This window comes from Georgenia sp. Marseille-Q6866 (assembly GCF_965111665.1).
This window is the reverse complement of sequence record NZ_CBCOOR010000029.1, coordinates 1-26,997: the sequence shown is the minus strand read 5'-3', so window position 1 is coordinate 26,997 and position 26,997 is coordinate 1. Positions and strand designations below refer to the sequence as shown.

The window sequence follows — 26,997 nt, the reverse complement described above, 5'->3', positions numbered from 1 at the left end:
GGCTAGGCGGCGCCGAGGACCATCCACCTGCCGCCGCGGGCACGCAGGCCGGTGGTGATCGCGCGGGCGGCCATGAAGCCCCCCGCGAAGGCCGCCCACAGCCAGGCCAGGCCCACGCCGTCGTGCGGGGCCCAGGCCCACACGGCCGCGAGCACCGGGACGTAGACGACGAGCGTGAGGACGCCGGCCCACGCGAGGAAGGTGCCGTCGCCCGCCCCGATGAGCACGCCGTCGAGCACGAACACCCACCCGGCCATCGGCATGAGCAGGCCGGTGACGACGAGCGCGACGGCGGCGGCCGTGCGGACCTCCGGGTCGGTGGTGAACAGGGTGGTGATCCACCAGCCGCCGGCGGCGATGACGACGCCGATGACGGCGCCCGCACCGACCCCCCACTGCAGCGTGCGGCGCAGCACGGCACGGACCCGGGAGGTGTCGCCCGCGCCGAGCCCCTGACCGACCATCGCCTGCGCGGCGATCGCGAGGGCGTCCATGGCGAAGGCCGCGAGCCCCCACAGCGAGTTGACGACCTGGTGGGCGGCGAGCGGCACGGCCCCGAGGGCCGTCGCGGTGACGACGGTGAGGAGGATGGCCACGCGCAGGCTCACGGTGCGCACGAGCAGCGGTGTGCCGGCGCGGGCGTTGGCCCAGATCCCCCCGGGTCGGGGGCGCAGCGAGACGGACAGGCCGCGGGCGCCGCGCAGGACGACGACGGCGAGGCTGAGCGCCATGAGCGTCTGGGCGATCGCGGTGCCGAGTCCCGACCCGGCGACCCCCATGTCGAGGCCGTAGATGAAGGTGGCGTTGAGGGCGACGTTGACGGCGGCACCCACCGTCGCGACGACGAGTGGGGTGCGGGTGTCGAGGAGGCCGCGCAGGGTTCCGGTGGCCGCGAGGACGACGAACATGCCGGGCAGCCCGCCGGCCGAGTACTGGAGGTAGGCGACGGCGTGGGGCGTGACGGCGTCCCCGGCGCCGAGGGCGCTGACGATCCACGGCGCCCCGGCGCCGAGGAGTGCCGCGGTGAGGACGCCGAGGCCCAGGGCGAGCCACATGCCGTCGACGCCGGCCGTGACGGCGCCCGCGCGGTCACCCGCACCGATGCGGCGGGCGGTGGCCGCCGTCGTGGCGTAGGCGAGGAAGACGAAGACGCCGACGGTGGAGACGAGGAGGGTGGAGGACAGGGACAGGCCCGCGAGCTCGGCGGTGCCGAGGCGGCCCACCATGACGGAGTCGATGAGGACGAAGAGCGGCTCGGCGACGAGCGCCCCGAGGGCGGGGACGGCCAGGTAGAGGATCTGTCGGTCGAGGGATCGCCCACTGTCCCCAGTGCGCCGTGCGTTGTCCACCAATGTGCCGACCAATTTCCTTCCACACTGTGTGCACGGGCCGACCCGCGAGATTCCGGGGCTTCGGGAGAGTTGCACGGGTGTTATCCACATGATTGTCCACCGCCTGTGCACGGAGGGGCCAGCCCTATCCACCATCTGTCCCCAGGGTTGTCCACACCCGTGGATGGATCCGTGCGCCTGTGCACCGTACGGTGCACGGGCAGGTCATCGCGCGCGTGGCGCGCCCCCGGGTGCGCCGCCGGCCCGTTCGGGTCGACGCGGACCGGGGCATGTCAGTGGTCCGCGATAGACCAGGAGCAGGAGGGTGACGATGACTGATCTGGACGACCGGGTTCTCGAGTCCGGACGGGGTGGGCGCGAGCTCTACGACCGCACGCCGCCGCAGGACCTCGCCGCGGAGCAGAGCGTGCTCGGCGGCATGCTGCTGTCCAAGGACGCCATCGCCGACGTCGTCGAGGAGCTGCGGGGCCCGGACTTCTACCGGCCCGCGCACGAGCTCGTCTACGACGCGATCATCGACCTGTACGGCCGCGGCGAGCCGGCCGACGCCGTCACCGTGGCCGCCGAGCTGGGCCGGCGCGGCGAGCTGGGCCGGGTGGGCGGCGCCGCCTACCTCCACACCCTCATCGCCTCGGTGCCCACCGCGGCCAACGCCGGCTACTACGCCCGGCTCGTGCGCGACCAGGCGGTCCTGCGGCGGCTCGTCGAGGCCGGCACCCGCATCGCCCAGCTCGGCTACGCGACCGACGGCGGGGACGTCGACGATCTCGTCAACTCCGCCCAGGCCGAGGTCTACGCGGTCACCGAGCAGCGCACGAGCGAGGACTACGTCCCGCTGCGCGACACGATCAACCTCACGATGGAGGAGATCGAGAACGCCGCCAACCGCGGGGAGGGCATGGTCGGTGTCCCCACCGGGTTCAACGACCTCGACACGCTGACCAACGGCCTGCACGGCGGCCAGATGATCATCATCGCGGCGAGGCCGGCTATTGGGAAGTCGACGCTGTCCCTGGACATGTGTAGATCAGCGTCGATCAAGCACGGGCTCACCTCGGTGATCTTCTCCCTCGAGATGGGCCGCACCGAGCTCACCATGCGTCTGCTCTCCGCCGAGGCCGGCGTGCCGCTGCAGAACATGCGTAAGGGCACGATGCGCGACGAGGACTGGACCAAGGTGGCCGCGGCGATGAGCCGGGTGTCCGAGGCGCCGCTGTTCATCGACGACAGCCCGAACATGTCGCTCATGGAGATCCGCGCCAAGGCGCGGCGCCTCAAGCAGCGCCACGACCTGCGCCTCATCGTCGTCGACTACCTCCAGCTGATGTCCTCGGGCAAGCGGGTGGAGTCACGGCAGCAGGAGGTCTCGGAGTTCTCCCGTGCGCTCAAGCTCCTCGCCAAGGAGCTCGAGGTGCCGGTCATCGCCGTCGCCCAGCTCAACCGTGGCCCCGAGCAGCGCACCGACAAGAAGCCGGCGATGAGCGACCTCCGCGAGTCGGGCTCGCTCGAGCAGGACGCCGACATGGTCATGCTCCTCCACCGCGAGGACGCCTACGACAGGGAGACCCGCCCGGGCGAGGCCGACATCATCGTCGCCAAGCACCGTAACGGTCCCACCGACACGATCACCGTGGCCTTCCAGGGCCACTACTCGCGGTTCCACGACATGGCGCACTAGCAGGGGTGGTCTGCCGGGGGTGGCCTTGTAACCCCACTTTGGGCTCCAAACTGCTCGAGGATCTCTTCCTGCACAATAGGAAATGACGGGATCATCGCCACTGCCGCGGCGCCAACGATTCGACACAGGTGTCGCACCGGTTTCCGAACTCGAGTCAATTCACCACATCGGGATAGCACTCTTGGCCGTGAGGTAGCAACGTGATCGACCAGGTGAGATCGACGGACCCGTCGCGGCCGTCTCCGTCCTGGTACGCAACCTCGGGTGCAACGGATGGTGACTGTGTCGCGGCGTCCAGGCGTAGAACCATCACGAGCAGGTCAGTCGCGCCGGGATCTATCTGGCGCGAGCCCTCTTCCGCAGGCATCTGATCGCCCGCAAGTACCCCACCCGGCCACTCTCGCGGGAAGACGGCCCACTCGACCACGTCGATACCTGGAGCGGCGAGGTCGATGTCCTGGAGCTCGACAGGAGCGTCCGACACGTTGCCGGGCGAGGACGCTGACGGCTCCGCCGAGCTCGGTCACGTCCTGGTCGGCGACGGATCGGTACGCCACGTCATCCCCCTGCTCGTGTCGGCCACGTCCCCGGTGCACCGGGGCTCACATGTTCCGCCCGGCCTGATTCGCCCGCAACGGGAGCAGGCGGCGCGGCCGCCGAGCGCCGCTTACCCGGCCGCGTGCCGCCCCTTCGCCTCCTCGTAGCGGCGCAGCGCCTCGACCCGCTCCGCGGCGTGGTCGACGATGCGCTCGGGGTACCCGTGGGCCAGACCGTCGGGCACCGTCCACGGCTGGTGCACGGCGGCGCCGGGGACGTGCGCGAGCTCGGGCACGTAGCGGCGGACGTACGCGCCGTCGGGGTCGAAGCGCTCGCCCTGGGTGACGGGGTTGAAGACGCGGAAGTACGGCGTGGCGTCGGTCCCGGTCCCCGCCACCCACTGCCAGCCGTGGTTGTTGGAGGCGATGTCGCCGTCACGCAGGTGCTCGAGGAAGTACCGCGCCCCGTGGCCCCACCACACGTGGAGGTCCTTGACGAGGAAGCTCGCGACGACCATCCGCACCCGGTTGTGCATCCACCCCTCGGCGAGCAGCTGCCGCATGCCCGCGTCGACGAAGGGGAACCCGGTCCGTCCCTCCTGCCAGGCCCGCATGTGGCCCGCCGCCTCGCCGCCCGGGTCCGCGTACGCCATGCCGCGCAGGTCCTCGCGCAGGTCCGACCAGGCCGACTCCGGCCGGTGCCACAGGACGTCGGCGTAGAACTCGCGCCAGCACAGCTCGGTGACGTAGCGCTGCGCCCCCTCCGTGCGCCCGGCGGGGTGGGCGGCGATGTCGGCGAGCATCGTCCGCGGGTGGATCGTGCCGTACTTGAGGTGCACCGACATCTGGGAGGTCACGTCGAGGTCGGGCCGGTCGCGGCCGTCGCCGTAGCCCTCGAGATCCTCCTCGAGGAACGCCTCCCAGCGCGCGCGTGCCGACGCTTCACCGCAGCTGACGTCCGCCTCCGCGTCCCAGGGGAGCGGTGAGGACTCGGCGCCGCGGTGCCAGCGCAGCCCGTCGGGCAACGGCGCGGGCGCTGGCCAGCCGTGCTCGCGCCAGGCGCGGGAGAAGGGGGTGAACACCCGGAACGGCTCGCCGTCGGCCTTGCGCACGAGCCCCGGCCCGACGGCGTACGGGGTGCCGGTCGCGACGAGCGGCACCTCGCCCAGGGCGCGTTCGACCCGCTCGTCACGACGGCGGCCGTACGGCGTGGTCTCCCGGCTGAAATGGACGCTGCCGGCCCCGACCTCGCGCACGAGCCGGGGGATCTCCTCCTCCGGCCGGCCGACGCGGACGACGACGGCGCCGTCGTAGGACTCGTCGAGCTCGCCCAGGGCGGCGGCGAGATGGGCCCGGCGCACCGTCCCCGCCGTCGCGAGGAGCGCCGGGTCGGCGACGAAAACCGGCAGCACCTCACCACCCGCCTCGTGGGCGGCGAGCAGGGCCGGCAGGTCGTGGAGGCGCAGGTCGCGGCGCAGCCACAGCAGAGCGGTCATGGTCGTCATCATCGGGGCGCGGCCGCACCGGTGCGCGTCGGCGGCCGGCGCCGTGTTGCGCCCCGGCAGCCCCCGGGGGTTGATGGTCGCGACGACGAGGGGACAGGAGCCACCGTGGCAGCACCGGACGAGGGCGGCGAGCAGGCCGCGGACGACGACGAGCGCTGGCTCGTCGTGGACGGGCGCCGGTGGCGCCGGCAGGACCCGTCACTCCCGCCGGAGGTCGCCGAGCGCCTGCTGTCCCACCTCGGCCGAGGACGCTCCGGCGTCCGCGCCCTGAAGAAGGCCGGCCACGACCCGGCTCCCGCTCGCGAGCGCGTCGGCCTGGCCAAGAACGGCCTCGGCGAGCGTGGCACTCCGTGGTGGGAGCAGGACGACGACGAGCGGCGTGGGCGCTGGGAGACGGCCCTCGCCCGGCTCGACGAGCTCGACGACTGACCTCCCGGCCGCCATCCCGCGGACACGGCTCGGTGCCGCCTGGCAGGCTCCTGGCATGGGGAGCGACCCTCGCGACGACCAGCCGCGCGTCCTCCTGCGCCAGGAGGTGCGGCGCTGGGAGCGGGTTCTCCTGGTGGTCGTGGCCGTGCTGTTCGCTGCCGCGGTGTGGTTCACGGTCGTCCGGGGCCCCGGCAGCATCGTGTCGCTCCTGCCGGCCGTCGTCCCGATGGTCTTCGCCCTCGCGCTCCTGCGACCCAAGGCGGTCGAGCTGCGCGACACCGAGCTCGTCCTGCGCTCCGCCGTGCTGACCCGGCGCATCCCCTACACCGACATCACGGCCGTCCGCAGTGACATCCCCAGCCGGATCGACTGGAGCACCCGCCTCGAGCTGCATCTGCGCGACGGGCGCACCGTCTGGGTGCCTCTCACCCGCGAACCGCTCACCGTCGTCCATGACCTCATCGCCGAGCGGATCGGTCAGCAGCCCACCGGCTGACCGTGCGTCGTCGCCGTCCTGCGCACATCTCCGCGACACGCGCGCGACACGCCGTGACACCTGTCGAACGGGCGCCCAAGCCGGGACATGTGCGCAGATCAGCGACACCCACACCGGGCCGGACGGGGAATGCCAGCGCCGCCGATCCGGTTGCAGCGCCCATGACAACGATCGGACTCATCGGCAGTGGACACATCGGCAGCGCCCTCGCGCGTCTCGCGGTCGCCGTGGGGCACGAGGTGGTGCTGAGCAACAGCCGCGGGCCGGAGACGCTCTCCGACCTCGTCGCGGAGCTCGGCCCGCTCGCCCGGGCGGCGACGGCGGAGGAGGCGGCCGCGGCCGGCGAGATCGTCGTCGTGACGGTCCCGTTCACCGCCTACCGGAAGGTGCCGGTCGAGCCGCTGCGCGGCAAGGTCGTCATCGACACCAACAACTACTACCACGAGCGTGACGGCCACATCCCCGAGCTCGACGACGAGTCGACGACGGTGAGCGAGATGCTCCAGGAGCACCTGCCCGAGTCGAAGGTCGTCAAGGCCTTCAACAACATCAACTTCGCCCACCTCGCCGAGCTCCCGCGTCCCGCCGGCAGCCCCGAGCGCTCCGCCATCCCGATCGCCGGGGACGACGCCGCCGCCAAGGAGCAGGTCACCGCCTTCATCGACTCGCTCGGCTACGACGTCGTCGACGCCGGGCCGCTCGCCGAGGGCTGGCGCTACCAGCGCGACACCGCGGCCTACGGGATGGTCTTCGTGAGGCCCGGGACCACCTACCCCGACTGGACCGCCCAGCCCGCACCGGTCGCCGTCGTCGAGGAGGCGCTCGCCGCCGCCCGGCGCTACCGGGACATGTAGCGGCCGTCCCTCACATTCCGTCCGGTCCGGCCGATGGTCAAGGCATACCGGCAGACCGCCGGCGGACCGGACGGAGGTGGCGGCGTGACCGCAACGGTGGACCAGCAGGCCCCGGCGCAGCGTCCCAGCTCGTGGCGGGACAAGGTCTTCGCGCAGTACGAGACCGACCAGGCGCGGCTCCGTGTGCTCCTCGCGGAGGACGCGGAGGAGCACCTGTAGGACCTCAGCGGGCGCCGAGCAGCTCCTCGAGGGTCGCGACCCGCACCTCCTGGGCGGCCTGCCGCGCCACCTCCTCGTCGAGCGTGACGAAGGCGTCGGCCTGCAGCCGGGTGAGCGCGACGTACTCCGCCGTGCCCGTGTCCTCCCACGACATCCGCTCGGCCACGTCCCAGGCCGCCCGCAGCAGCACCCGGTCGCCCAGCACGCGGATCCGCAGGCTGCGGACGTGGTCGAAGCACGCCTGCGCCTCCTCGCGGCTCACCTGCCCCGAGCGGGTGCAGCGGTACAGGAGCGAGAGCAGCTCCGAGCGCAGGAGCGTCGGCGCCACCAACTGCGCCCCCTTGCCCGGCCGGACCGCCCCGAGGCCGAGCTCGAGCGCGACATCGGCACCGATGACGTAACGCGGCATGGCACTCCCACTCCCTCCACGGAAGTGCCCGCTATTTCACCGTATCCTGCGCCTTCCCGCCACCCGGGCCGCGGTCCCAGTCGCCCGTCGCGGGGACGACGAGCGGCGTGTGCGAGACGGGGTCGTCGATGACGACGCAGGGCAGGCCGAAGACCTCCCGGACGAGCTCCGCCGTCATGATCGACGACGGCGCACCGCTCGCCACCACCTCCCCGTCCTTCATGACGACGAGGTGCGTCGCGTAGCGCGCCGCGTGGTTGAGGTCGTGGAGGACGGCGACGATCGTGCGTCCCTGCCGGTGGAGCTGGGTGAACAGGTCGAGGAGCTCGATCTGGTGGGCGATGTCGAGGAAGGTCGTCGGCTCGTCGAGGAGCAGGATCTCCGCCTGCTGGGCCAGGGCCATCGCCACCCACACCCGCTGCCGCTGCCCGCCGGAGAGCTCGGCGACGAGACGGTCGGCCAGCGAGTCGGTGCCGGTCGCCTCCAGGGCCTGCCACACGGCGTCGTCGTCCTCCGCCGTCCACTGCCGCACGAGCCGCTGGTGGGGGAAGCGGCCGCGGGAGACGAGGTCGGCGACGGTGATGCCGTCCGGGGCCTCGCTGCTCTGCGGCAGCAGCCCGACGACGCGGGCCACCTCCTTGGACCGGTACTCCCCGAGCGCGCGGCCGTCGAGCACGACCTCCCCGGCCCGGGGCCGCAGGACGCGCGCCAGGGCCCGCAGCAGGGTCGACTTCCCGCACGCGTTGGGCCCGATGATCGCCGTGAAGGACCCGTCGGGGACGGCGACCGACAGGTCGGTGGACACGGTCCGCCGCTCGTAGGCGAGGGTGAGGTCGCGGGCGGCGAGCCGCGCGCCGGGAAGGTCGGTCACCGTCGTCGCACCTCGATCATGAGCAGGGCCAGGAGGTAGATGCCGCCGCCCACCACCGTGACGATCCCGACCGGGACGCCACCGCTGGGCAGGGCGTGCTGGGCGACGACGTCGGCCCCCAGCATGACGAGCGAGCCGGTCACGGCCGCCGGGAGGAGGGGCAGGCCCGCGCTGCCGGTGAGGCGCCGCGCGATCTGCGGCGCGGCGAGCGCGACGAAGGCGATGGGGCCAGCGGTGGCCGTGACGACGGCGGTGAGCGCCACACCGCCGAGGACGAGCAGCAGCCGCGCCGGCTCCACGCGCAGGCCGTGGGCGCGGGCGGCGTCGTCGCCGAGCTCGAGCTGGCGCAGGGAGGGGGCGAGCAGTCCGAGCGGCGTGAGCAGCGCGAGGGCGAGGAGGGCCGGGACCAGCTCGTCCCAGCCGACGAGCGAGATCGACCCGGCGCCCCAGATCGCCGCCGCCATCGCCACCTCGGTCTCGGCCCGCAGCAGGAGGTAGGTGTTGACGGCGTGCAGCGCCGCCGTCACGGCGATGCCGACGATGATGAGCCGGAAGCCGAGGATCCCGCCGCGGTAGGCGAGGATGTAGACGACGACGGCGGTGGCCAGCCCGCCCACCAGCGCACCGACCGTCGTGGACAGGGCGGCGGTGCCCGCGACCGTGAGCACGACGAGAGCGCCGGTGTAGGAGCCGGTGACGAAGCCGATGATGTCGGGGGAGCCGAGCGGGTTGCGGGTGAGGGACTGGAAGATCGCCCCCGAGACGCCGAGCGCCCCGCCGAAGACGACGGCGGTGAGCACCCGCGGCAGACGCCACTCGACGACGATCTCGTGCGCGAAACCGGCGCCCGGGTCGAGTGCCGCCCGCACGACCTCGACCGGTGAGAGCGGGTAGTCGCCCAGCCCGAGGGCGAGCAGCGCGAGGAGGACCGTGACCACGGCGAGCACGGCGGTGACGGCGACCTGGCGGCGCGGCACCCGGCGGGCGCTGCCGGGCATCCCCACGGTCCGCGCGCGGTGCGCCGCCCGCGGCGTCGTCACGCTCACAGCCCGCTCACCCCGCGGCGGCGCACGAGCGCGATGAGCACCGGGGCGCCGAGCACGGCGGTGACGATCCCGGCGGGCAGCTCCCCGGGCAGCAGGACGACGCGCCCGACGACGTCGGCGGACAGGAGGAGGATCGGGGCCAGGACCATCGTGTAGGCCATGATCCACCGCTGGTCCGGGCCTGCGATCCACCGCGCCACGTGCGGGACCATGAGGCCGATGAAGGCGATCGGCCCGGCGATCGCCGTCGCCCCGCCCGCCAGCACGGTGATGACGAGGACCGACAGCACCCGCACGAGCGGCAGCCGCGCCCCGAGCGCGCGCGCGAGGTCCTCCCCGAGTGCGACGGCGTTGAGGGAGGGGGCCAGCGCGAGGGCGAGGACGAGGGCGGCCACGAGGAACGGGGCCAGCGCGGTGAGCGCTGTCGCGTCGCGCCCCGCGAGGGAGCCGGACTCCCAGGCCCGCATCGCCTGGAAGCTCGCCGGGTCCGCGAGCACCATCGCCGAGGTGATCCCGCTCAGCACCGCCCCCAGCGCGACGCCGGCGAGCGTGAGCGTCACCGGGCGGGCGCCGGTCCGCAGCGAGGAGCCGACGGCGTAGACGAGGACCGCCGCCGCGAAGGCACCGCCGAAGGCGAACCACAGGTAGCCCCACACGCTCGTCACCCCGAGCACCCCGACGGCGATCGCGACGGCGAAGGCCGCGCCGGCGTTGACGCCGAGGATGCCGGGGTCGGCGAGCGGGTTGCGGGTGAGGGCCTGGATGAGCGCCCCGGCCACGCCGAGCGCGGCACCGGCGGCGAGCGCGATCGCGGTGCGCGGCAGCCGCCCGTCGAGGACGACGGTCGTCTCGACAGGGTCGGGGTTGGTGCCGAGCAGCGCGCCGAGGACGTCGGCCGGTGCGATGGCCCGGGAGCCGACGGCCATGCTCGCCACGAGAGCCAGCAGGAGGACCGCGAGGGCGGCGAGCAGCCACAGGGCGCGGGTGCGTCCGCGCCGGGCCCGACCAGGGCCCTGCGCTGCCGGGCTCTTGACCAAGGTCCGCACGAGTACTTAGGTTAGCCTCACCTACGTGCCCGGTGGACCACCGGGCGACTTCCTCCGAGAGGCCACCATGCCCCGACGCCGTCCTGCCGCGCGAGTCCTGACCGCGACACTCCTTCTGTCCCTCACCCTCGCCGCGTGCGGGGACGACGGCGGCTCGCAGGAGCCGGAGGGGCAGACGACGCCGGCGACGACGGACGGCGCCTTCCCCGTCGTCGTCGAGACGGCGTTCGGGGACGTCACCGTGGAGGAGGAGCCCGAGCGGGTCGTCGCGCTCGGCTGGGGGGACGCCGAGACGGCGCTGGCCCTGGACGTGCAGCCGGTCGGCGCCTCGGACTGGCTCGCCTTCGGCGGCGAGGGCGTAGGCCCGTGGGCCGAGGGTCTGTACGACGAGGCCCCGGAGATCATCGAGACCATGGAGCCCTCCTTCGAGGCGATCGCCGCCCTCGAGCCGGACCTCATCCTCGACGTCAAGAGCTCGGGCGACCAGGCCCGGTACGACCGCCTCGCCTCGATCGCGCCGACGATCGGCGTGCCCGAGGGTGGTGAGAGCTACCTCACGACCACCGAGCAGCAGCTCGAGATGATCGCCGCGGCGCTCGGCAAGCAGGAGGAGGGCGAGCAGCTCCTCACCGGGCTCGAGGACACCTTCGCCCAGGCCCGCGCCGACCACCCCGACTGGGAGGGGCGGACCGCCACCGCGGCCACCCTCACGTCCGAGGGCTGGGGCGCCTACGTCGAGGGCAGCGAGCGGGTCGACTTCCTCGAGAAGCTCGGCTTCGTGCAGAACCCGCAGATCGCGGAGATGGAGCCGGACGCGTCCGGTTTCTCCGTCTCCCTGTCGGCCGAGCGCCTCGACGCCCTCGACGCCGACCTCGTCGTCGCCTTCCCGATCTTCATCGAGACGAGCGAGATCACCGAGGACCCGATGTTCCAGCAGCTCCCCGCCGTGGCGGACGGCCGCGCCGTCGTCATCGACGGGGACCTCGCCTCGGCCTACTCCCTCGGCACGGTCCTGTCCCAGCAGTACGCGGTCGAGCAGATCGTGCCCATGCTCGAGGAGGCGCTCACATGACCCAGGTGCTCCAGCGGACCAAGGCCGTCCGTCCGGCCTCCGCCCGCGCCACCTACGCCCGCGTCGTGCGCACCGAGCGCGTGTGCCCGAGCTTCGTGCGCGTCGTCCTCACCGGCGCCGACGACACCCTGGACCGCACCTTCGTGCCCATGGGCTACGACCAGTGGCTGCGGCTCTTCCTCGCCGCCCCCGGTCACGAGCTTCCCGTCCTGCCCGACGGCGGACCCGAGGGCTGGTACAGCCGCTGGACCGGGATCGACCCGGAGATCCGCGGCTCGGTGCGCAACTACACCGTCCGCGCCGCGCGCCCTGGCCCCGGGGGCGGCTGGGAGATCGACATCGACTTCGTCGTCCACACCGACCCCGCCACCGGTGAGGTCGCCGGTGTGGCGGCAGCCTGGGCGCTCGCCGCCAAGCCCGGCGACGTCGTCGGCGTCCTCGACCAGGGCAGGTTCTACGCGACCGAGCCGGTCCGCGGGAAGTCCGTCGTCGTCGTCGACGAGAGCGGGCTGCCCGCGGCGGAGGGGATCGCCCGTTCCCTGCCCGACGACGAGCGCGCCGTGTTCATCCTCGAGGTGGCCCACCCCGAGGACCGCCGCCCGCTGCCGAGCTTCGCCAGCACCCGGGTGCGCTGGGCCGTGCGCGAGCCCGGCGCCCAGCCCGGGGACGCGGCCCTCAGCCTCCTGCGTGAGGAGCGGCTGGAGCCGGACGACTACGTCTACGCGGTCGGTGAGAAGGCGCTCGCGCTCGGCGCGCGCCGCTGGGCGCAGGGGGCCGGCCTGCCGAAGTCGCGGGTCGACTTCTGCTCCTACTGGCGGCGCTGAGCCGACTCCAGGGCGGCGGCGCGGGCGGCGTGCGCGTCGGCCAGCGCGAGCTCGCCGTTGATGCCGATCCCCGCTCGTGAGCCCAGCTCGGCCGCGCCGAGCACCTGGCAGGACAGGTCGACGACGTTGCCCGCCGCCCACACGCCCGGCACCGAGGTGCGGCCCTCGTCGTCGGTCTCCAGCGCCGTACCCATGTCGCTCGTGACGGTGCGGGCGCCCAGCCCGGTGAGCACGGCGCTGTTGAGCCGGAACCGCGGGGCGACGAAGACGGCCCCGCACGCCACCCGGGTGCCGTCGTCGAGCACGACGGCGAGGGTGCCGCCCTCGCCGTCGACCAGCTCACGCGCCCGGCCCGGCACCACCCGCACGTCACGGGCGGCGAGGAGCGTGGCAGCGTCGTCGTCCACGGGGCCGGCGTCGTGGGTGACGACGGTGACGTCCTCGGACCACTGCCGCAGCAGCAGCGCCTGGTGGACCGCGCCCTCCGTGCTCCCCGCGAGGACGACGAGCGGCCGGTCGCGCACCTCGTAGCCGTGGCAGTAGGGGCAGTGCAGGACCTCGGACCCCCACCGCTCGGCCAGGCCGGCGACGTCGGGCAGCTCGTCGACGATCCCGCTCGCCACGACGACCCGGCGGGCCCGCAGGTGGTGGCCCCCGGTGAGCTCCACCCGCAGGGACGGCGGGTCGGCGCCCTCGACGACGACGGCGCTCGCCTCGTCCGCGACGACCTCCACCCCGTAGCCGCTCACCTCACGGCGGGCGACGGCGAGGAAGTCCGCCGGCGCGGCGCCGTCGCGGGTGAGGAAGCCGTGGAGGGCGGCGGAGCAGGCGTTGCGCGGGCTGCCCGCGTCCACGACCGTGACGGAGCGGCGGGCGCGGCCCAGGACGAGGGCGGCGGACAGACCCGCCGGTCCCGCGCCGATGACGACGACGTCGCGGGTCTCGGGAGCGGTGGAGGCGTCATCCATCCCCATACTGTGCGGCCCGTCGCGGCGGGCGGCATCCCGCGACGGGGCCGGCCGGCCGTCCTAACCTCGATGGAGTGACCCGCCTGCGCCTCTCCCTCCTTGACCGCTCCCGCACCCGGGCCGGTGAGGAGCACGCGGCGGCGCTCCGGGCCACGGTCGGGCGCGCGCAGCGGGCCGAGTCGCTGGGCTACCACCGGTTCTGGGTGGCCGAGCACCACGCGGTGCCGGGGATCGCGAGCGGTGCCCCGGCCGTGCTGGCCGCGGCGGTGGCCGCCGCGACGAGCCGCATCCGGGTGGGCTCGGGTGGTGTCATGCTCCCCAACCACCGGCCGATCGTCGTCGCCGAGCAGTTCGCCATGCTCGAGGCGCTGCACCCGGGGCGCATCGACCTCGGGGTGGGGCGGTCCCTGGGCTTCACGGCGCCCGTCCGGGAGGCGCTCGGTACCACGCGGTACGCGCCGGAGGCCTTCGCGGCGGACCTCGCGGCGCTGCGGGACTTCCTCACCGGGCACGGGCCGGTGACCGCGATGCCGGTCGTCGCGGAGCCGCCGCCCGTCCTCGTCCTCGCCACCGGGAGCGGCCTGGAGGTCGCGGCGCGGGCCGGGCTGCCCGTCGTCGTCGGCGGGCCGGCCCTGTCCACGGACGACGGCGCGATCGCCCGCTACCGGCGCGAGTTCCGGCCCACCGAGGCCTGCCCCGAGCCCTACGTCGTCATCAGCCTCGAGGTCATGGTCGCCCGCACGACCACCCGCGCGCGCGACCTCCTGCTCCCCGAGGCGTGGGCGATGGCGGAGTCGCGGACCACCGGGGCCTTCCCGCCGCTGGAGCCCGTCGAGGCGGTGCAGCGACGGCAGCCGACGGACAAGCAGCGCGCCACCATCGCGGGCTTTCTGTCCTCGGCGCTGTACGGCACGCCCACCGCCGTCGGGGTGTCGCTGGCGGCGCTCGCCGAGCGGACCGGGGCCGACGAGGTCATGGTCTCGACGTCCACCTATGACCGCGAGGAGCTCGCCCACGCCGACGCCGCGCTCACCGAGGCGGTGAACGCGGCGTAGCTCACCACAAGCGCCACAGCCGGATTCCGCCCCCACCCATGCGCCGACAGCCGGATTCCGCCCCCCATGCGCCGACAGCCGGATTCCTCGCGGAGAAATCCGGCTGTCGGCGGTAGGGGACTGCTGTCGTCGGTAGGGGGACGGGGGCTAGCTGGGGTTCTCGACGTCGCCGCGCCAGCCACCGCTCTCGACGCCGCGCGTCTCGATGAACTCCTTGAAGCGGGCGGCGTCCGCCTTGACCTGGCGGGTGTCGAAGCCGAGCGCGGAGCCGACCTTCTCCTTGGCGTCGGAGGGCTCCCAGTCGATCTGGATCATCACGCGGGTCGTCGTGTCGCTGAGCCGGTGGAAGGTGACGACGCCGGCGTGCTGGACGTCGCCGCCCACGCTGCGCCACGCGATCCGCTCGTCCGGGTGCTGCTCGGTGATCTCGGTGTTGAACTCACGCCGCTGACCACCCACGGTCGTCACCCAGCGGTTGAGGGTGTCGGTGATCTGGGTGATCGACTCGACGCCCTCCATGAACTGGGGGAAGGACTCGAACTGGGTCCACTGGTTGTAGGCGGTGCTCACGGGAACGTCGACGTCGATCGACTCTTGTACCTGGCTCATCTCGTCCTCCTGGAGGTCGGTGACGGTGGGTGTCCTGCCTACCAGCGCCCCCGCCGGCCTGCCACCGGGCGGCTCAGCGGCGGGCGCGGCGACGGCGCACGAGGGCGCCCGAGGCCCAGCCGACGAGGAAGATGAGGAGCAGCACCAGCCACATCGGTGCGCCGACGCTGACCCAGAACAGCTCGATGCGGACCTCGCCGCGGTTCTGCACGACGAAAGCGATCGCCAGGACGGCCAGGGCCAGGCCCACCCACGTCGAGGGCTCCACGCGCCCGGTCCGCTCGGTCTCGGTGTTCCGCATGGTCGGTCCTTCCGCTCGGCGAGAGTCCCACTGTGCCCGGTGCCGCGCGGTCGGGCGAGCGGGGCCAGGGAGACGCGGCGGCGCGGTTAGCCTGCGGGCATGTCCACCCTGCCTGCCGCGCCGTCACCGTCCCCGTCCCCGCGCGGGCCGGTGAGCGGCTCGGTGTGGCGTGCGCCGGGGATGCCGCTGCTCGTCGCGATGACCGTCCTCGCCTTCTCCGGCTACGCCGCCCTGCTGCCCGTCGCCCCGCTGTGGGCGGTCCACGGCGGCGCCGGCTCCGTCGGTGCGGGCCTGGTCAACGGCGTCCTCATGCTCTTCACGGTCCTCACCCAGCTCGTCGTGCCCACCGCCCTGCGGCGCCTGGGCTGGGCGCCGGTGCTCGCGGCCGGGATGCTGCTGCTCGGGCTGCCGTCGGCCGCCCTCGGGCTCAGCGACGGCCTGCTGCCCGTGCTCGTCATCTCCGCGGTGCGCGGACTCGGCTTCGGCGTCATCACGGTGACGGGCAGCGCGCTCGTCGCCGAGCTCGTGGGCCCCGAGCGGCGGGGCGCGGCCATCGGTGCCTACGGGCTGTCGATCGCCGGACCGCAGGTGCTCCTCCTGTCCGCCGGGCCGTGGATCGTCGAGCAGCTCGGCTACGGGCTGGTCTTCGCGCTCGGGGTGCTGCCCGCGCTCGGCGTCGTGCCCGCCCTCCTCCTCGCGCGGCGGCTCGAGCACGTCCCGGAGGCGACGGAGCGGGCGCCCTACCTGCAACTGCTGCGCCCGATGGCCCTCCTGCTCGCCGTCACGCTCGCCGGCGGGGCGCTCCTCACCTTCATGGCCCAGATGAGCAGCAGCGCCGCCCTCAGCACCGTGGCGCTGCTCCTCCTCACCGTGACGGCCGCGGTCGCGCGCTGGCGGGTGGGGGCCCTGGCCGACCGGTTCGGCCCCCGGCCCTTCCTGTGGCCCCTCGTCCTCCTCACGGGCGCCGGCATGGCCGTGGTCGCCTGGGCCGTGCGCGACCCGCAGGCGACCGCCGTCGTCCCGCTCCTCCTGGGTGCCGCCCTCGTCGGCGTCAGCTACGGCGGCCTGCAGAACCTCACGCTCGTGCTGTCCTTCCGCACGGTGAGCCGCCCGCACTACGGCTCGGCCAGCGCGGTGTGGAACATCGGCTTCGACGCCGGGACGGGACTGGGCGCCGTCGTCGTCGGGATGGTGGCGGCGGGCAGCTCCTTCACCACGGCCCTGCTCGTCGCGGGGGCCTTCTCCCTCCTCACCCTGCCGCTGGCGCTGCTGCGCCGCGGCACCGGGGAGGGCTGAGCCGCTCGGCGTGCGGCCCTCCCTCGCCCGCCCCATGCTGAGGGACGTCGAGAGGAGAAGGCGTGACGCAGACCACCACCGGGCGTGAGATCGAGGACGGGCGCGTGAGCGTCGTCGTCGTGAGCCGCAACCGACGCGAGGAGCTGCTCCAGTCCCTCGCCCGGCACCGGGCCCCGGTCGTCTACGTCGACAACGCCTCCACCGACGGCAGCGCCGACGCCGTCAGCGAGCACTTCCCGGACGTCGAGGTCGTGCGTCTGGCCCGCAACGCCGGCGCCTACGGGCGCACCATCGGCGTGCGGCGCGCGCGCACGCCCGTCGTCGCCTTCGCCGACGACGACTCGTGGTGGGCGCCCGGGGCGCTCGCGACCGCGGCCGGGTACTTCGCGGCGCACCCGCGGCTCGGACTCGTCCAGGCACGCATCCTCGTCGGTGCCGGGGAGCGGCTCGACCCGACGTGCGCGGAGATGGCCGCCTCCCCGCTGCCCGGTGACCCGGACGTGCCCGGCGCCCCGCTCCTCGGCTTCATCGCGTGCGGCGCGGTCGTGCGGGTGGAGGCCTTCCTCGAGGCCGGCGGCTTCGACGACGTCGTGCGCTTCCCTGGCGAGGAGGAGCGCCTCGCCCTCGACCTCGCAGAGCACGGCTGGCACCTCAGCTACCTCGACGACGTCGTCGCCCACCACCACCCGTCGCCGGTCCGCGGCCCGGCCGACGCCCGCCGTCGTGCGCTCGCCCGCTCCGCGGTCCTCACCGGCGCCATGCGGCTGCCCAGGCGCGACGCGCTCACGCGGGTCCGGCGGACGGTGGCGGCCGGCGCCGTCCAGCGGGCCGGGGCGAGGGACGCGCTCGCGGACCTGCCGGCCGCGCTGCGCCGTCGTCGCCCGGTGTCGGACCGGGTGGCCGCGCAGGCGGCGATGCTCCGCCGCGCACCCGTGCCGGCCAGACCAGGACACCGAGAGGGAGGACAGCGATGAGGGCAGTGCAGCGCAGCGGCCGTGCGGTCGTGACCGGAGGGGCGGGGTTCCTCGGCAGCCACCTGTGCGAGGCCCTGCTCGACGACGGCTGGCAGGTCGTAGCACTGGACAACTTCCTCACCGGGGCTGCGGGGAACGTCGCGCACCTGGCGCAGCGGCCCGGCTTCGAGCTCGTCCACTGCGACGTCACCGAGAACATGCACGTGCGCGGCGACGTCGACCTCGTCCTCCACTTCGCCTCGCCCGCCTCGCCCGTGGACTACCTCGAGCTCCCCATCGAGACGCTGCGCGTGGGGTCCGTGGGCACCGAGCGGGCGCTGCGCCTGGCGCGGGACAAGGGCGCCCGGTTCGTCCAGGCGTCGACCTCCGAGGTCTACGGCGACCCGCAGGTCCACCCGCAGCCGGAGACCTACTGGGGCCACGTCAACCCGATCGGCCCGCGCGGCGTCTACGACGAGGCCAAGCGCTACGCCGAGGCCCTCGTCACCGCCTACCGCGGCGCCCACGGCGTGGACACCGGGATCGTGCGGATCTTCAACACCTACGGACCGCGGATGCGCCCCTACGACGGCCGCGCGATCCCCACCTTCATCCGCCAGGGCCTCGCCGGCGAGCCGCTGACCGTGGCCGGTGACGGCAGCCAGACCCGCTCGGTCTGCTACGTCGACGACCTCGTCGCCGGGATCCTCGCCCTGGCCCGCAGCGGCCACCCCGGGCCGGTGAACATCGGCAACCCGCAGGAGCGGACCGTGCTCGAGATCGCCGAGGCAGTCGTCGCCGCGACGGGCGGGCGCTCGCGGATCGAGTTCGTCGAGCGGCCGGTCGACGACCCGGAGGTCCGGCGTCCCGACACGACGCTCGCCCGGACCGAGCTGGGCTGGGAGCCGCGCGTCTCGTGGGAGGAGGGCCTGCAGCGGACCGTCGACTGGTTCGCCGCCGCCCTCGCCAGGTCGGCCTGAGCCCGGGTCAGAAGAGCGTCGGCCCGGCCGGGAGGAACCCCTCGCGCTCGAGCAGGCGTGCCTTGACCACCAGCCCGTAGCGGAAGCCCCCGAGGCTGCCGTCCGAGCGCAGCACCCGGTGGCACGGGACGAACAGGGCGGCGGCGTTCGCCGCGCACGCTGCGGCGGCCGCGCGGACCGCTGCCGGACGCCCCGCCCGTGCCGCGTACTCGGTGTAGGTGATCCGCTCACCCGCGGTGACCGTGCGCAGCACCTCCCACGCGTGCGCCTGGAAGCTGCCCGACCGCTGACGTACCGGTACCCGGCCCGGGGCCGCGAGGTCGCCGTCGTAGTAGGCGACGACGGCGGTGAGCGCCTGGTCCAGCGCGTCGCCGTCCGCGGGGTCGGGTGCCGGGCGCAGCGCGGGGTGCACGAGCGGGAGCAGGGAGGCGACGTCGTCGGTCCACCCGGAGGCGAGCACGGCGTCGGCGTCGGTGAGCACGGTGAAGGCGCCGTCGGGGGTGGCCACGGTGCCCCAGCGCGCGGCGCTCATCGCGCCCCTCCAACGCGGGTGGCGCCCGCCGCCTGCCACAGGTGCAGGGCGGCGTAGGAGCGCCACGGGGCCCAGCTGGCGGCGCGCTCCGCGAGGACCCGGTGCGCGGCGGGCCCCGGGAGGCCCTCCTCGAGCACGCCGAGGGTGCGCGCGCCGGCGACGAGGGCGACGTCCCCGGTCAGCCAGGAGTCCGGGTCCCCGAGCACGCGCATGGTGACGTAGGCGGCGGTCCACGGACCGATCCCGGGCAGGGAGAGCAGCTGCGCCTGCAGGATGTCGGGGGCGGCCCCGACGTGGAGGTCCAGCTCTCCGTCGGCGAGTGCGCGGGCGGCGGTGAGAACCGCGGTCACGGACCGGGCCGGCAGTCGCAGCGGCCGGTCCGGGTCCGGCGGTGCGCCCGTCACGGGGGCGGGCACGTGCGCGACGATCTGCGCCGGGGTGGGGAACAGCCGGTCGAGACCCGGCACGGTGGAGGCGTAGGGGGAGCCCGCCACGGCGGTGAGGCGGTTGAGGTGGGTGCGCGCGGCGGCGACGGAGATCTGCTGCCCGACGAGCGCCCGGACGAGGAGCTCGTGGGGGTCCACCGCTCCCGGAACCCTGATCCCGGGCGTGCGTCCGACGAGCGGGGCGAGTGCGGGGTCCGTACTCAGGGCCGCGGCGACGGCCACCGGGTCGGCGTCGAGGTCGAGCATCCGGCGCACCCGCGCGACGACGGTGGCGATGTCCGCGACGGAGGTGAGCTCCAGCCGCGCCCGCAGCTCCCACCCCCGCGGGGAGGGGGTGGCCACGAGCTCGACGGCGCCCGGCCCGTGGGGCAGCGTGAGCGTGCGGGCGTACCGCACCGGTCCGCCGTCGGGCGCCTCGGCCACCTCGACGCCGGTGACGGCGCGGGCGGCGAGGAAGCGGAACACCCCGCGGGCGTCGAAGGGCTGGCGCACCGGCAGGTCGAGCTCCAGCCGGACCGGGGCTGCCTCGGTGCCCGCGCTCGTGACCGGAGCCGGGCCGGCGGCCTCCGACCGCGCCCGCAGGTCCCGCGGGGTGGTGGCGAAGACCTCGCGCACCGTGTCGTTGAACTGGCGCAGGGACGCGAAGCCCGCCGCGAAGGCGACGTCCGCGATCGGCAGGGCGCTGCCGACGAGCAGCGCGCGCGCCGTCTGGGCCCGCCGGGCCCGGGCGAGGGCGAGGGGCGCAGCGCCGAGCTCGGTGACGAGGAGCCGGTGGACGTGGCGCGGGGTGTACCCGAGCCGCGCCGCGAGCCCGTCGACACCCTCGCGGTCCACCACGCCGTCCGAGATGAGCCGCATGGCCCGCCCCGCCACGTCCCGGCGCAGGTCCCACTCGGGGGTGCCGGGTGCCGCCTCGGGCAGGCAGCGCTTGCACGCGCGGAAGCCGGCCGCGTGGGCGGCCGCCGAGGTGAGGTAGAACGTGACGTTCTCCTGCCGTGGTGTCCGCGCCGGGCACGAGGGCCGGCAGTAGATGCCGGTGGAGGACACGGCCGTGAAGAACTGGCCGTCGAACCTCGTGTCGCGGGCGGCGATCGCCCGGTAGCGCTCCGCGAAGAGCGGGTCACCCGGCGCGCACGCCGAGCGCGCTGGCCGCGTGGTGCCCGAGCGGTCACCGGTGGGTGTCATGGGCCCAGTACAGCGCCTCGCAACGAGCGCGTCTGGCGGTTTTCGGACCTGGCCGTCGGTGGCGGTGCCGGCGGCGGGCGTGACCTCCCCGGTTCTCCTCATCCCACCGTGCTGCGAGGGGGGAGCTCGGAGGAGAACCGGGGAGGTCAGCGGGAGGGGTGGAGCGCCAGGAGGTCGGACGTCGCGGCCGCCACCTCGTCGACCGTGATCGCGGCCAGGGCCGGGTCGAGCTCCGCGGCGTGCGGGTCGCCCGTGCCGTCGCCGTGCCACAGGACGACGTGCCGCTCGGTGTCGAGGGCCGGGCCCCACGTCGCCGGCGGGGTGGGGCCGAAGAGGAGGACCGAGGGCGTGCCGACGCCCGTCGCGACGTGTGCGACCCCGGTGTCCCCGCACACGAGCAGACGGGCGCCGGCCACGAGGGTGGCCAGGCCCGGGACGTCGTGCTCGCCGGCCACCGACCGGCCGACGTCACCGGCCACCTCCGCGCACAGCTCCGCCTCCGCCGGTGAGCCGGTGACGAGCACCCGGTGCCCGTCAGCGCTCAGCCGCCGGGCCAGCTCCCGCCAGCGCTCCACCGGCCAGCGGCGCGACCCGGACGCCGCACCGGGGTGGAGGAGCACCGCGTCCGCGATGCCCTCCGCCGGCTCGACCGGCAGCCGCACGTCCTCCGGCCCGCACTCACCGCCCGCGGCGGTGAGGAGGCGGCACCAGCGCGCCACCTCGTGCTCGTCCGCGCGGAACTCCGGGGCGACGTCGTCGGCGGAGGCGGGGTGGCCGGCCTCCGGGCTGGCGAAGGCGACGAGCCGGGACGGGCGCGTCGCCGCGAGCAGCCGGTGGCTCTGCGGGCCCCGGCCGTGGAGGTTGACGGCCACGTGGCCGGCCGCCCCGCCCACGGCCAGCGGCTCGTCCAGCCCCGTCGTCGGCACGACGGCGTCGACCAGCCCGAGCCGGACGAACCACCCGCCGATCCCCTCGGGACCGGCGAGCACGACCCGCCGGCCCGGCCACGCCCGCCGCACCCCGCGCAGCGCCGCGACCCCGGTGAGCGCGTCACCGAGACCGAGCGCCCGCAGGACGAGGACGTCGCCGGGCCCGAGACCGGCTAGGGCCACGACGGCTCGCCGGACGCCATGACGAGCATCTCGCGGATCTCGCTTCCCACCGGCTGCTGCAGCGCCATGAGGACGGCGCCGGCGGTGCTGTCCGGGTCGTTGAGGTCCTGGTTCGGGCCGGGCTTGAAGCGCTCGTCGCGGCCGTCGAAGAAGGCCGTGCGCATGCCGCCGGGCACGAGGCAGGTGACGCCCACCCGCCCGGCGTACTCGGCGGCCAGCGCCTGGGAGAAGCCGCGGATCGCGAACTTCGAGGCGGAGTAGGCCGTCGCAGCGTCGGCGCCCTTGAGGCCGAGCGTGGAGGAGACGGTGACGACGGTCCCGCGGCTCTCCTCGAGGTGGGGCAGGGCGGCGCGCACGACGGCGACCGTCCCGAGGAGGTTGACGTCGATGACCCGCCGCCAGTCCGCGGGGTCGATGTCGAGGATCGGCCCGCACGCGTCGGTCCCCGCCGCCGTGACGACCGCCGTCGGCGGGCCGACCTGCTCGACGAGCGAGGCGACCGCCGCGGTCGCCGCGTCCCAGTCGCTGAGGTCCGCCACGACGTGCGGCACGTCGACCGACGGCGCGACCCGGGCGATGACGGCCGGACGGCCGCCCGCCGCCCTCACCGCCTCGACGACGGCGGCCCCCAGGCCGCCGGCCCCTCCGGTGACGTAGACAGTTCCGACCTCGCGCAGCTTCACCCTGCTCCTCCCGTTGACCGTGCGTGCTCCGCGGCCTGGGCGGCCTGCTCGGAGCGGTTGATGATGGATGTCGTCGACCGGCCGCCCAGGTAGGGCAGCAGGACGACCCGGCCGCCGTGCGCCTGCACGACCTCCGTCTCCGGCAGCGGCCTGCCGCCGTAGTCCCCGCCCTTGGCCCAGATGTCGGGCCGCAGGTGGGTGAGCGTGCCCCGCGGGTCGTCGTCGTCGAAGACGACGACGGCGTCCACGCAGTCCAGCGCCTCGAGCACCTTGGCGCGGTCGGCCGCGGGCACGACCGGCCGGCCGGGCCCCTTGAGGCGGGTGACCGACGCGTCGGAGTTCATGAGGACGACGAGCCGGTCACCGAGCCGGCGCGCCGCCTGCAGCGTCGCGACGTGGCCGGCGTGGACGATGTCGAAGCAGCCACCGGTCGCGACGACCGTCGCCCCGTCCCCGCGCAGCCGGGTGGCCAGCTCGCGCAGGGCGTGCGGCTCCGCCTTGAGGACGCCGCCGCGGTCGGCGGGCGCCTCGGGCGCCTCGATGGGCTCGCCGGTGGGCTGGCGGCGGCTGCGGAAGCCCTCGGCCCCGCCCGCGGCCACCCAGGCCGAGGCGTCCGCGACGGCGGACGCGACCGCCTCGGACAGCAGCGCGCCGGACGCCAGCGCGCTGGCGGCGCTCGCGGCGAAGCGGTCGCCCGCACCGCAGGGGTCGCCCCCGTGGGTGGCGACGGCGGGGACGTAGCTCGTCTCGTCGTCGTGCGCGGCGAGGAAGGCGCCGTCGGCGCCGGCCGTCACGCACACCCCCCGGGTCTGCCACGTGGTGCGCAGCGCGGCGGCGGCGACGTCAGCGGGCGCGTCGGGGCGCTCGACGGCGGCGCGGGCCTCGCTGAGGTTGGGGGTGACGAGGGCCGCGCCGGGCACCGGGGCGCCGCCACGGGGGTGGGGGTCCCACACGAGCCGGGTGCGGCGGGCGGCGTCCGCGAGCAGCTGCCGGAGCCCGGGGTGGTGGGTGGTGCCGGCGCCGTAGTCGGAGACGAGGACGGCGTCGGCGCTCGCGAGCACCCGCGCGACCTCCTCGAGCGGGAGGTCGTCGCCGGGGCTGCCGGGGCCGCCGTCGTCGACGCGGACGAGGGACTGGCCGCCGCTGCGGATGCGGGTCTTGCGGCGGGTGGCGCCCTCGTGCGGCAGGCGCAGCACCGTGAGGTGCTCCTCGAGCTCGGCGACGAGACGGTCACCGTGCTCGTCGTCGGCGATGGGCGCGACGAGGGTGACGCGGCCGGTGCACAGGAGCGCCGCGAGGCCCGCGCCGCCCGGGCTGTGGCGGGTGGTGCTCACGTCGAGGACCGGGACGGGGGCGTCGGGGGACAGGCGCGTGACCCCGCCGTCGACGTCCGCGTCGAGGACGACGTCCCCGACGACGACGACGTGCGGCGCGGAGGAATCCGGCTGTCGGCGCATGGGGGGTGCGGCGGGAGCCTCCCCCTCACGGGGCACCTCTCCCTCGCGTGGCACGTCCGCCTCCCGCCGAGAGCCGGATTCCTCCGGACGCTCTTCGCGCCGAGAGTCGGATTCCTCCCCGACGCCGAGATGGCGGTCGAGGGCGGCGCACAGGGCGTGGATGGCGACGAGGTGGCCCTCCTGGATCGCCGCCGTCGAGGGGGCGTCGACGCACAGCGCGTCGTCGCACAGCTCGGCGAGCGGGTTGGGCGCCGGGCCGGTGAGTCCCCAGACGGTGAGTCCGAGCTCGCGGGCGCGCTCGGCGGCGCGCAGCACGTTGGGGCTCTTGCCGGAGGTCGACAGGAGGACGAGGACGTCGCCGGGGCGTCCGTGGCCCTCGACCTGCCGGGCGAACATCTCCTCGGCGCCGTAGTCGTTGACGATCGCGCTCACGCTCGAGGACTCCGAGCACAGCGAGATCGCCGAGAAGGAGCGGCGGTCGTGGAGGAAGCGGCCGACGAGCTCGGAGGTGAGGTGCTGCGCCTCCGCGGCGCTGCCGCCGTTGCCCGCCGCGAGCAGGCGCGCGCCGCCGGGCAGCCGCTCGGCGAGCTCGGCGGCCCACTGCTCCACCGTGCCGGCGTGGTCCTGGAGGAAGGTGAGGGCGGTCTCGAGCTCGGCCCGGTGCTCGTCGATCCAGTCCTGGGCGCTCATGCGGTCGCCGCCTTCCGTGGTGTCGTAGTGCGGGCGGTGCGGACCTCGGCGTAGGCAGCCTCGGTCGCCGCCGCCACCCGCTCCCAGCTGAAGCGCTCCTCTGCACGGGCGCGGGCGGCCTCGCCGTAGCGGGCCCGCAGGTCCGGGTCGACGAGGAGGCGGGTGATCGCCGCGGCGAGCGCGTCGGGGTCGCGCGGGGGGACGAGGGCGCCGGTGCGGCCGTCCTCGACGGAGTCGAGCAGCCCCCCGACGGCGCTGCCCACGAGCGGGCGACCGCAGGCGGCCGCCTCGAGCGGCACGATCCCGAAGGGCTCGTACCAGGGGGTCGCGACGACGATGTCCGCCGAGCGGATGAGCGCCGGCACCTCGGTGCGTGACGCGGAGCCGACGAATCGCACCCGGTCGGCCACGCCGAGCTCCTCCGCGAGGGCGTGCAGGCGCCGGGCCTCGGGGTCCGTGCGGATCTGGGACTGGTCGGGGCCGCCGGCGACGAGCAGCTCGACGTCGGGCAGCAGCGGCAGGGCGGCGACGACCGTCTCCACGCCCTTGCGCTCGACGAGCCGCCCGAGGGACAGCAGCCGGAAGGGCTGGTCGCCGCGCGGGGGGCGGACCTCACCGTCGGGGCTGAAGAGCTGGACGTCCACCCCGCAGGGCACGACGCGCACCCGTGACCGGTCGACGCCCATCGCCTCGAGCTCGGCGACCTCGTCGCTGCACGTCGCCACGACGAGGTCCGCCTCGGTGGCCACCCGCGTCTCGGCCTCCACCCGGCCGGCGGGGCTCGTGTCCTTGGCCCCCTGGTGGCGGCGCTTGACCGTGCCGAGGGCGTGGAAGGTGTGGACGACCGGCACGGGCACCTGCGCGGCCGCCTCGAGCGCGGCCAGCCCGGACATCCAGAAGTGGGAGTGGACGACGTCGGGCCGCTCACCGTCCGCCCAGCGGCGGGCGAGCCACCGGCCCAGCTCGGGCATGTAGGGCAGCAGGTGGTCCTTGGGCAGCACGCGCGCCGGACCGGCGGGGACGTGGACCACTCGCACACCGGGTAGCATCTCCACCTGCTCGGGCAGCTCGGGGTCGTCCCGGCGGGTGTAGACGGCGACGTCGTGTCCCCGCCGGGCGAGCGCGGCCGCGAGGGCGGCCACGTGGACGTTCTGCCCGCCGGCGTCCTCACCGCCGAGCGCCGCCAGCGGGCTGGCGTGCTCCGACACCATCGCGATCCTCATCGGACGACCTCCTTCAGCAGTGACTGCCAGTCCGCGAGGAAGCGGACGGCGGAGAAAGCCTCGGTGGCGTGGCGGCGGGCGGCCTGCCCGCGCTCCCGCGCCTCGGCGGGGTCGGCGAGCCAGCGCAGCGCCGCCTCCTCGAGCACCCGCGGGTCCGCGGACACGACGCCGGCGTCCGCGGGGACGGCCTCGGGGGCCGCCGTCGTCGCCAGGGCGAGGACCGGCAGGCCGATCATCATCGCCTCGATGAGCGAGAGCCCGAGCGAGGTCCACCGGTAGGGGTGGAGGTAGGCGCGCTGCCGGCCGAGCAGCGGGTGCATCTCGGACTGGCGGACGTCCTCGCGCAGGTGCCCGGCCAGGTGCGGGGCGTGCTCCTCGAGCGCGGCCATCCCCATCCCGTACACGGACAGCGGGACGGTGCGGGACAGGTCGAGGACGACGTCGGTGCCCGCCACCCGCCACCGGCGCACCGGCTCGTTGACGACGACGCCGACCCGCTCCTCCTCGCCGGTGTACAGGTACCCGGGGTCGAGGACGCCGTGGTCGATGACCGTCGTCGGCGCGCGGCCGCAGTCCCACACGAGCGCGTTGAAGTGGGTGACGTGGACGACCGGGATGTCGTCGCGGTCGGCGAGGGGGTGGCGGGTGCGCACGGCGTCGCCGTTCGGGGTGTTGTGCTCGACGTAGACGGCGGGCACGTCCCGGCCCGGGCGCAGGCCGGTCCACTCCTCGAAGAGCGCGATCTCGTGGGGCCGCTGGAGGACGACGACGTCGCAGCCCTCCTCCCGCAGCTGGGCGGGGCTGAGCTCGCGGGCGTTCGGGGGCCAGTCCCACGTGCGCGCCCGGCCCAGGCCGTCGGGCCCGCGGTCGGGGAGCACCGGGATGAGGTACTCGTCGGGACCGGTGACGAAGGGGGTCAGCCAGGACCCGTGGACGTGCCAGACGGCGACCTTCACGCCATGACCTCCTGGGGGACGAGGGACGCGACGGCGTCCACGACCTGCTGGGGACGGATGCCGGTGAGGCAGGGGTGGCCGGGCACCGGGCACCCCCGGGCGCGGGTGCCGGCGCCCTCGTCCAGGTCGAGGTCCCCCGCCTCGTCCAGCTCTACGCCCCCGTCGTGACCACGGACAACGTCGACCAGTACATCGACTCGGCCTTCGAGTCCTG

At 74.9% G+C, this 26,997-nt stretch carries 27 protein-coding genes; 11 read left to right on the top strand and 16 right to left on the bottom strand.

Features of this window, described 5'->3' with window-relative positions:
• Positions 1 to 2: 2 nt before the first annotated feature.
• Complete coding sequence (locus ACWPXV_RS16735) at positions 3 to 1,349, bottom strand: MATE family efflux transporter (RefSeq protein WP_454086281.1); 1,347 nt, start codon at positions 1,347 to 1,349, stop codon at positions 3 to 5.
• A 313-nt stretch (positions 1,350 to 1,662) separates the two neighbouring features.
• Between ACWPXV_RS16735 and dnaB the strand changes: the two genes are divergently transcribed.
• On the top strand, positions 1,663 to 3,030 hold the full coding sequence (gene dnaB, locus ACWPXV_RS16730) for a replicative DNA helicase (protein ID WP_454086280.1): 1,368 nt from the start codon (positions 1,663 to 1,665) through the stop codon (positions 3,028 to 3,030).
• A gap of 667 nt (positions 3,031 to 3,697) precedes the next feature.
• Here dnaB and ACWPXV_RS16725 read toward each other — a convergent pair.
• Positions 3,698 to 5,062 carry a cryptochrome/photolyase family protein gene (locus ACWPXV_RS16725; RefSeq protein WP_454086279.1) on the bottom strand — a complete coding sequence of 455 codons (1,365 nt, stop codon included), beginning with the start codon at positions 5,060 to 5,062 and terminating at the stop codon, positions 3,698 to 3,700.
• 114 nt (positions 5,063 to 5,176) lie between these two features.
• On the opposite strand from ACWPXV_RS16725, the gene ACWPXV_RS16720 reads away from it, so the two are divergent.
• From ACWPXV_RS16720 to ACWPXV_RS16705, 4 genes are all read left to right on the top strand, one after another.
• Positions 5,177 to 5,500: a 2-polyprenylphenol hydroxylase gene (locus tag ACWPXV_RS16720; RefSeq protein WP_454086278.1), complete on the top strand. Its 324-nt coding sequence runs from the start codon at positions 5,177 to 5,179 to the stop codon at positions 5,498 to 5,500.
• A gap of 55 nt (positions 5,501 to 5,555) precedes the next feature.
• Positions 5,556 to 5,996 (top strand): hypothetical protein, encoded by a 441-nt coding sequence (locus tag ACWPXV_RS16715; RefSeq protein WP_454086277.1) that lies wholly within the window; start codon positions 5,556 to 5,558, stop codon positions 5,994 to 5,996.
• Positions 5,997 to 6,157: 161 nt separating this feature from the next.
• Entirely contained in the window at positions 6,158 to 6,850 is a 693-nt protein-coding gene (locus tag ACWPXV_RS16710; RefSeq protein WP_454086276.1) for an NADPH-dependent F420 reductase, read from the top strand.
• 84 nt (positions 6,851 to 6,934) lie between these two features.
• Entirely contained in the window at positions 6,935 to 7,069 is a 135-nt protein-coding gene (locus tag ACWPXV_RS16705) for a hypothetical protein (RefSeq protein WP_454086275.1), read from the top strand.
• Between the two features lie 4 nt (positions 7,070 to 7,073).
• Here the strand turns inward: ACWPXV_RS16705 and ACWPXV_RS16700 are convergent, their stop codons facing one another.
• From ACWPXV_RS16700 to ACWPXV_RS16685, 4 genes are read right to left on the bottom strand one after another with little or no spacing between them, the layout of a single operon-like run.
• On the bottom strand, positions 7,074 to 7,478 hold the full coding sequence (locus ACWPXV_RS16700; protein WP_251839153.1) for a hypothetical protein: 405 nt from the start codon (positions 7,476 to 7,478) through the stop codon (positions 7,074 to 7,076).
• Between the two features lie 31 nt (positions 7,479 to 7,509).
• The gene (locus ACWPXV_RS16695) at positions 7,510 to 8,349 is read right to left on the bottom strand and encodes an ABC transporter ATP-binding protein (RefSeq protein ID WP_454086274.1); all 840 of its coding nucleotides are present in this window, start codon (positions 8,347 to 8,349) and stop codon (positions 7,510 to 7,512) included.
• Positions 8,346 to 9,347: a FecCD family ABC transporter permease gene (locus ACWPXV_RS16690; RefSeq protein ID WP_454086294.1), complete on the bottom strand. Its 1,002-nt coding sequence runs from the start codon at positions 9,345 to 9,347 to the stop codon at positions 8,346 to 8,348. Before ACWPXV_RS16690 ends, ACWPXV_RS16695 begins: the two co-directional genes overlap by 4 nt.
• A 44-nt stretch (positions 9,348 to 9,391) precedes the next feature.
• Positions 9,392 to 10,441 carry a FecCD family ABC transporter permease gene (locus ACWPXV_RS16685; protein ID WP_454086273.1) on the bottom strand — a complete coding sequence of 350 codons (1,050 nt, stop codon included), beginning with the start codon at positions 10,439 to 10,441 and terminating at the stop codon, positions 9,392 to 9,394.
• A 67-nt stretch (positions 10,442 to 10,508) separates the two neighbouring features.
• On the opposite strand from ACWPXV_RS16685, the gene ACWPXV_RS16680 reads away from it, so the two are divergent.
• Together ACWPXV_RS16680 and ACWPXV_RS16675 are read left to right on the top strand one after the other, a co-directional pair.
• The gene (locus tag ACWPXV_RS16680; RefSeq protein ID WP_454086293.1) at positions 10,509 to 11,513 is read left to right on the top strand and encodes an iron-siderophore ABC transporter substrate-binding protein; all 1,005 of its coding nucleotides are present in this window, start codon (positions 10,509 to 10,511) and stop codon (positions 11,511 to 11,513) included.
• The gene (locus tag ACWPXV_RS16675; protein WP_454086272.1) at positions 11,510 to 12,337 is read left to right on the top strand and encodes a siderophore-interacting protein; all 828 of its coding nucleotides are present in this window, start codon (positions 11,510 to 11,512) and stop codon (positions 12,335 to 12,337) included. The genes ACWPXV_RS16680 and ACWPXV_RS16675 overlap by 4 nt, the downstream gene beginning before the upstream one ends.
• Here ACWPXV_RS16675 and ACWPXV_RS16670 read toward each other — a convergent pair.
• Positions 12,322 to 13,305: an NAD(P)/FAD-dependent oxidoreductase gene (locus ACWPXV_RS16670; RefSeq protein WP_454086271.1), complete on the bottom strand. Its 984-nt coding sequence runs from the start codon at positions 13,303 to 13,305 to the stop codon at positions 12,322 to 12,324. The two genes, ACWPXV_RS16675 and ACWPXV_RS16670, sit on opposite strands and share 16 nt — an antisense overlap.
• Before the next feature lie 83 nt (positions 13,306 to 13,388).
• On the opposite strand from ACWPXV_RS16670, the gene ACWPXV_RS16665 reads away from it, so the two are divergent.
• The gene (locus tag ACWPXV_RS16665; RefSeq protein ID WP_454086292.1) at positions 13,389 to 14,360 is read left to right on the top strand and encodes an MsnO8 family LLM class oxidoreductase; all 972 of its coding nucleotides are present in this window, start codon (positions 13,389 to 13,391) and stop codon (positions 14,358 to 14,360) included.
• Positions 14,361 to 14,507: 147 nt separating this feature from the next.
• Here the strand turns inward: ACWPXV_RS16665 and ACWPXV_RS16660 are convergent, their stop codons facing one another.
• Entirely contained in the window at positions 14,508 to 14,969 is a 462-nt protein-coding gene (locus ACWPXV_RS16660) for an SRPBCC family protein (protein WP_454086270.1), read from the bottom strand.
• 73 nt (positions 14,970 to 15,042) lie between these two features.
• Positions 15,043 to 15,270, bottom strand: coding sequence for a lipopolysaccharide assembly protein LapA domain-containing protein (locus ACWPXV_RS16655; protein ID WP_454086269.1), 228 nt, complete (start codon positions 15,268 to 15,270; stop codon positions 15,043 to 15,045).
• 99 nt (positions 15,271 to 15,369) lie between these two features.
• Between ACWPXV_RS16655 and ACWPXV_RS16650 the strand changes: the two genes are divergently transcribed.
• From ACWPXV_RS16650 to ACWPXV_RS16640, 3 genes are all read left to right on the top strand, one after another.
• On the top strand, positions 15,370 to 16,566 hold the full coding sequence (locus tag ACWPXV_RS16650; protein WP_454086268.1) for an MFS transporter: 1,197 nt from the start codon (positions 15,370 to 15,372) through the stop codon (positions 16,564 to 16,566).
• 62 nt (positions 16,567 to 16,628) lie between these two features.
• Positions 16,629 to 17,540, top strand: coding sequence for a glycosyltransferase family 2 protein (locus tag ACWPXV_RS16645; protein WP_454086267.1), 912 nt, complete (start codon positions 16,629 to 16,631; stop codon positions 17,538 to 17,540).
• Positions 17,537 to 18,499 carry a UDP-glucuronic acid decarboxylase family protein gene (locus tag ACWPXV_RS16640; RefSeq protein WP_454086266.1) on the top strand — a complete coding sequence of 321 codons (963 nt, stop codon included), beginning with the start codon at positions 17,537 to 17,539 and terminating at the stop codon, positions 18,497 to 18,499. The genes ACWPXV_RS16645 and ACWPXV_RS16640 overlap by 4 nt, the downstream gene beginning before the upstream one ends.
• Before the next feature lie 7 nt (positions 18,500 to 18,506).
• Here the strand turns inward: ACWPXV_RS16640 and ACWPXV_RS16635 are convergent, their stop codons facing one another.
• The 7 genes from ACWPXV_RS16635 to ACWPXV_RS16605 form a co-directional block, all read right to left on the bottom strand.
• Positions 18,507 to 19,031, bottom strand: a complete 525-nt coding sequence (locus ACWPXV_RS16635; RefSeq protein ID WP_454086265.1) for a methylated-DNA--[protein]-cysteine S-methyltransferase — start codon at positions 19,029 to 19,031, stop codon at positions 18,507 to 18,509.
• Positions 19,028 to 20,662 carry an AlkA N-terminal domain-containing protein gene (locus tag ACWPXV_RS16630; RefSeq protein WP_454086264.1) on the bottom strand — a complete coding sequence of 545 codons (1,635 nt, stop codon included), beginning with the start codon at positions 20,660 to 20,662 and terminating at the stop codon, positions 19,028 to 19,030. The genes ACWPXV_RS16635 and ACWPXV_RS16630 overlap by 4 nt, the downstream gene beginning before the upstream one ends.
• Positions 20,663 to 20,808: 146 nt before the next feature.
• Complete coding sequence (locus tag ACWPXV_RS16625; protein WP_454086263.1) at positions 20,809 to 21,774, bottom strand: glycosyltransferase family 9 protein; 966 nt, start codon at positions 21,772 to 21,774, stop codon at positions 20,809 to 20,811.
• Entirely contained in the window at positions 21,765 to 22,451 is a 687-nt protein-coding gene (locus ACWPXV_RS16620; RefSeq protein ID WP_454086291.1) for an SDR family oxidoreductase, read from the bottom strand. The genes ACWPXV_RS16625 and ACWPXV_RS16620 overlap by 10 nt, the downstream gene beginning before the upstream one ends.
• Before the next feature lie 2 nt (positions 22,452 to 22,453).
• Positions 22,454 to 24,604: a PfkB family carbohydrate kinase gene (locus ACWPXV_RS16615; protein ID WP_454086262.1), complete on the bottom strand. Its 2,151-nt coding sequence runs from the start codon at positions 24,602 to 24,604 to the stop codon at positions 22,454 to 22,456.
• Positions 24,601 to 25,827, bottom strand: coding sequence for a glycosyltransferase (locus ACWPXV_RS16610; protein ID WP_454086261.1), 1,227 nt, complete (start codon positions 25,825 to 25,827; stop codon positions 24,601 to 24,603). Before ACWPXV_RS16610 ends, ACWPXV_RS16615 begins: the two co-directional genes overlap by 4 nt.
• Entirely contained in the window at positions 25,824 to 26,783 is a 960-nt protein-coding gene (locus ACWPXV_RS16605; protein WP_454086260.1) for a glycosyltransferase, read from the bottom strand. Before ACWPXV_RS16605 ends, ACWPXV_RS16610 begins: the two co-directional genes overlap by 4 nt.
• Positions 26,784 to 26,997: the final 214 nt, after the last annotated feature.

What these genes read in the sequence shown, in the direction of transcription:
- dnaB (WP_454086280.1), top strand. Translation starts at nt 1,663, where the DNA reads ATGACTGATCTGGACGACCGGGTTCTCGAGTCCGGACGGGGTGGGCGC.
- ACWPXV_RS16725 (WP_454086279.1), bottom strand. Translation starts at nt 5,062, where the DNA reads ATGACCGCTCTGCTGTGGCTGCGCCGCGACCTGCGCCTCCACGACCTG.
- ACWPXV_RS16715 (WP_454086277.1), top strand. Translation starts at nt 5,556, where the DNA reads ATGGGGAGCGACCCTCGCGACGACCAGCCGCGCGTCCTCCTGCGCCAG.
- ACWPXV_RS16710 (WP_454086276.1), top strand. Translation starts at nt 6,158, where the DNA reads ATGACAACGATCGGACTCATCGGCAGTGGACACATCGGCAGCGCCCTC.
- ACWPXV_RS16700 (WP_251839153.1), bottom strand. Translation starts at nt 7,478, where the DNA reads ATGCCGCGTTACGTCATCGGTGCCGATGTCGCGCTCGAGCTCGGCCTC.
- ACWPXV_RS16690 (WP_454086294.1), bottom strand. Translation starts at nt 9,347, where the DNA reads ATGCCCGGCAGCGCCCGCCGGGTGCCGCGCCGCCAGGTCGCCGTCACC.
- ACWPXV_RS16680 (WP_454086293.1), top strand. Translation starts at nt 10,509, where the DNA reads ATGCCCCGACGCCGTCCTGCCGCGCGAGTCCTGACCGCGACACTCCTT.
- ACWPXV_RS16675 (WP_454086272.1), top strand. Translation starts at nt 11,510, where the DNA reads ATGACCCAGGTGCTCCAGCGGACCAAGGCCGTCCGTCCGGCCTCCGCC.
- ACWPXV_RS16670 (WP_454086271.1), bottom strand. Translation starts at nt 13,305, where the DNA reads ATGGATGACGCCTCCACCGCTCCCGAGACCCGCGACGTCGTCGTCATC.
- ACWPXV_RS16660 (WP_454086270.1), bottom strand. Translation starts at nt 14,969, where the DNA reads ATGAGCCAGGTACAAGAGTCGATCGACGTCGACGTTCCCGTGAGCACC.
- ACWPXV_RS16655 (WP_454086269.1), bottom strand. Translation starts at nt 15,270, where the DNA reads ATGCGGAACACCGAGACCGAGCGGACCGGGCGCGTGGAGCCCTCGACG.
- ACWPXV_RS16650 (WP_454086268.1), top strand. Translation starts at nt 15,370, where the DNA reads ATGTCCACCCTGCCTGCCGCGCCGTCACCGTCCCCGTCCCCGCGCGGG.
- ACWPXV_RS16640 (WP_454086266.1), top strand. Translation starts at nt 17,537, where the DNA reads ATGAGGGCAGTGCAGCGCAGCGGCCGTGCGGTCGTGACCGGAGGGGCG.
- ACWPXV_RS16635 (WP_454086265.1), bottom strand. Translation starts at nt 19,031, where the DNA reads ATGAGCGCCGCGCGCTGGGGCACCGTGGCCACCCCCGACGGCGCCTTC.
- ACWPXV_RS16630 (WP_454086264.1), bottom strand. Translation starts at nt 20,662, where the DNA reads ATGACACCCACCGGTGACCGCTCGGGCACCACGCGGCCAGCGCGCTCG.
- ACWPXV_RS16615 (WP_454086262.1), bottom strand. Translation starts at nt 24,604, where the DNA reads ATGAGCGCCCAGGACTGGATCGACGAGCACCGGGCCGAGCTCGAGACC.
- ACWPXV_RS16610 (WP_454086261.1), bottom strand. Translation starts at nt 25,827, where the DNA reads ATGAGGATCGCGATGGTGTCGGAGCACGCCAGCCCGCTGGCGGCGCTC.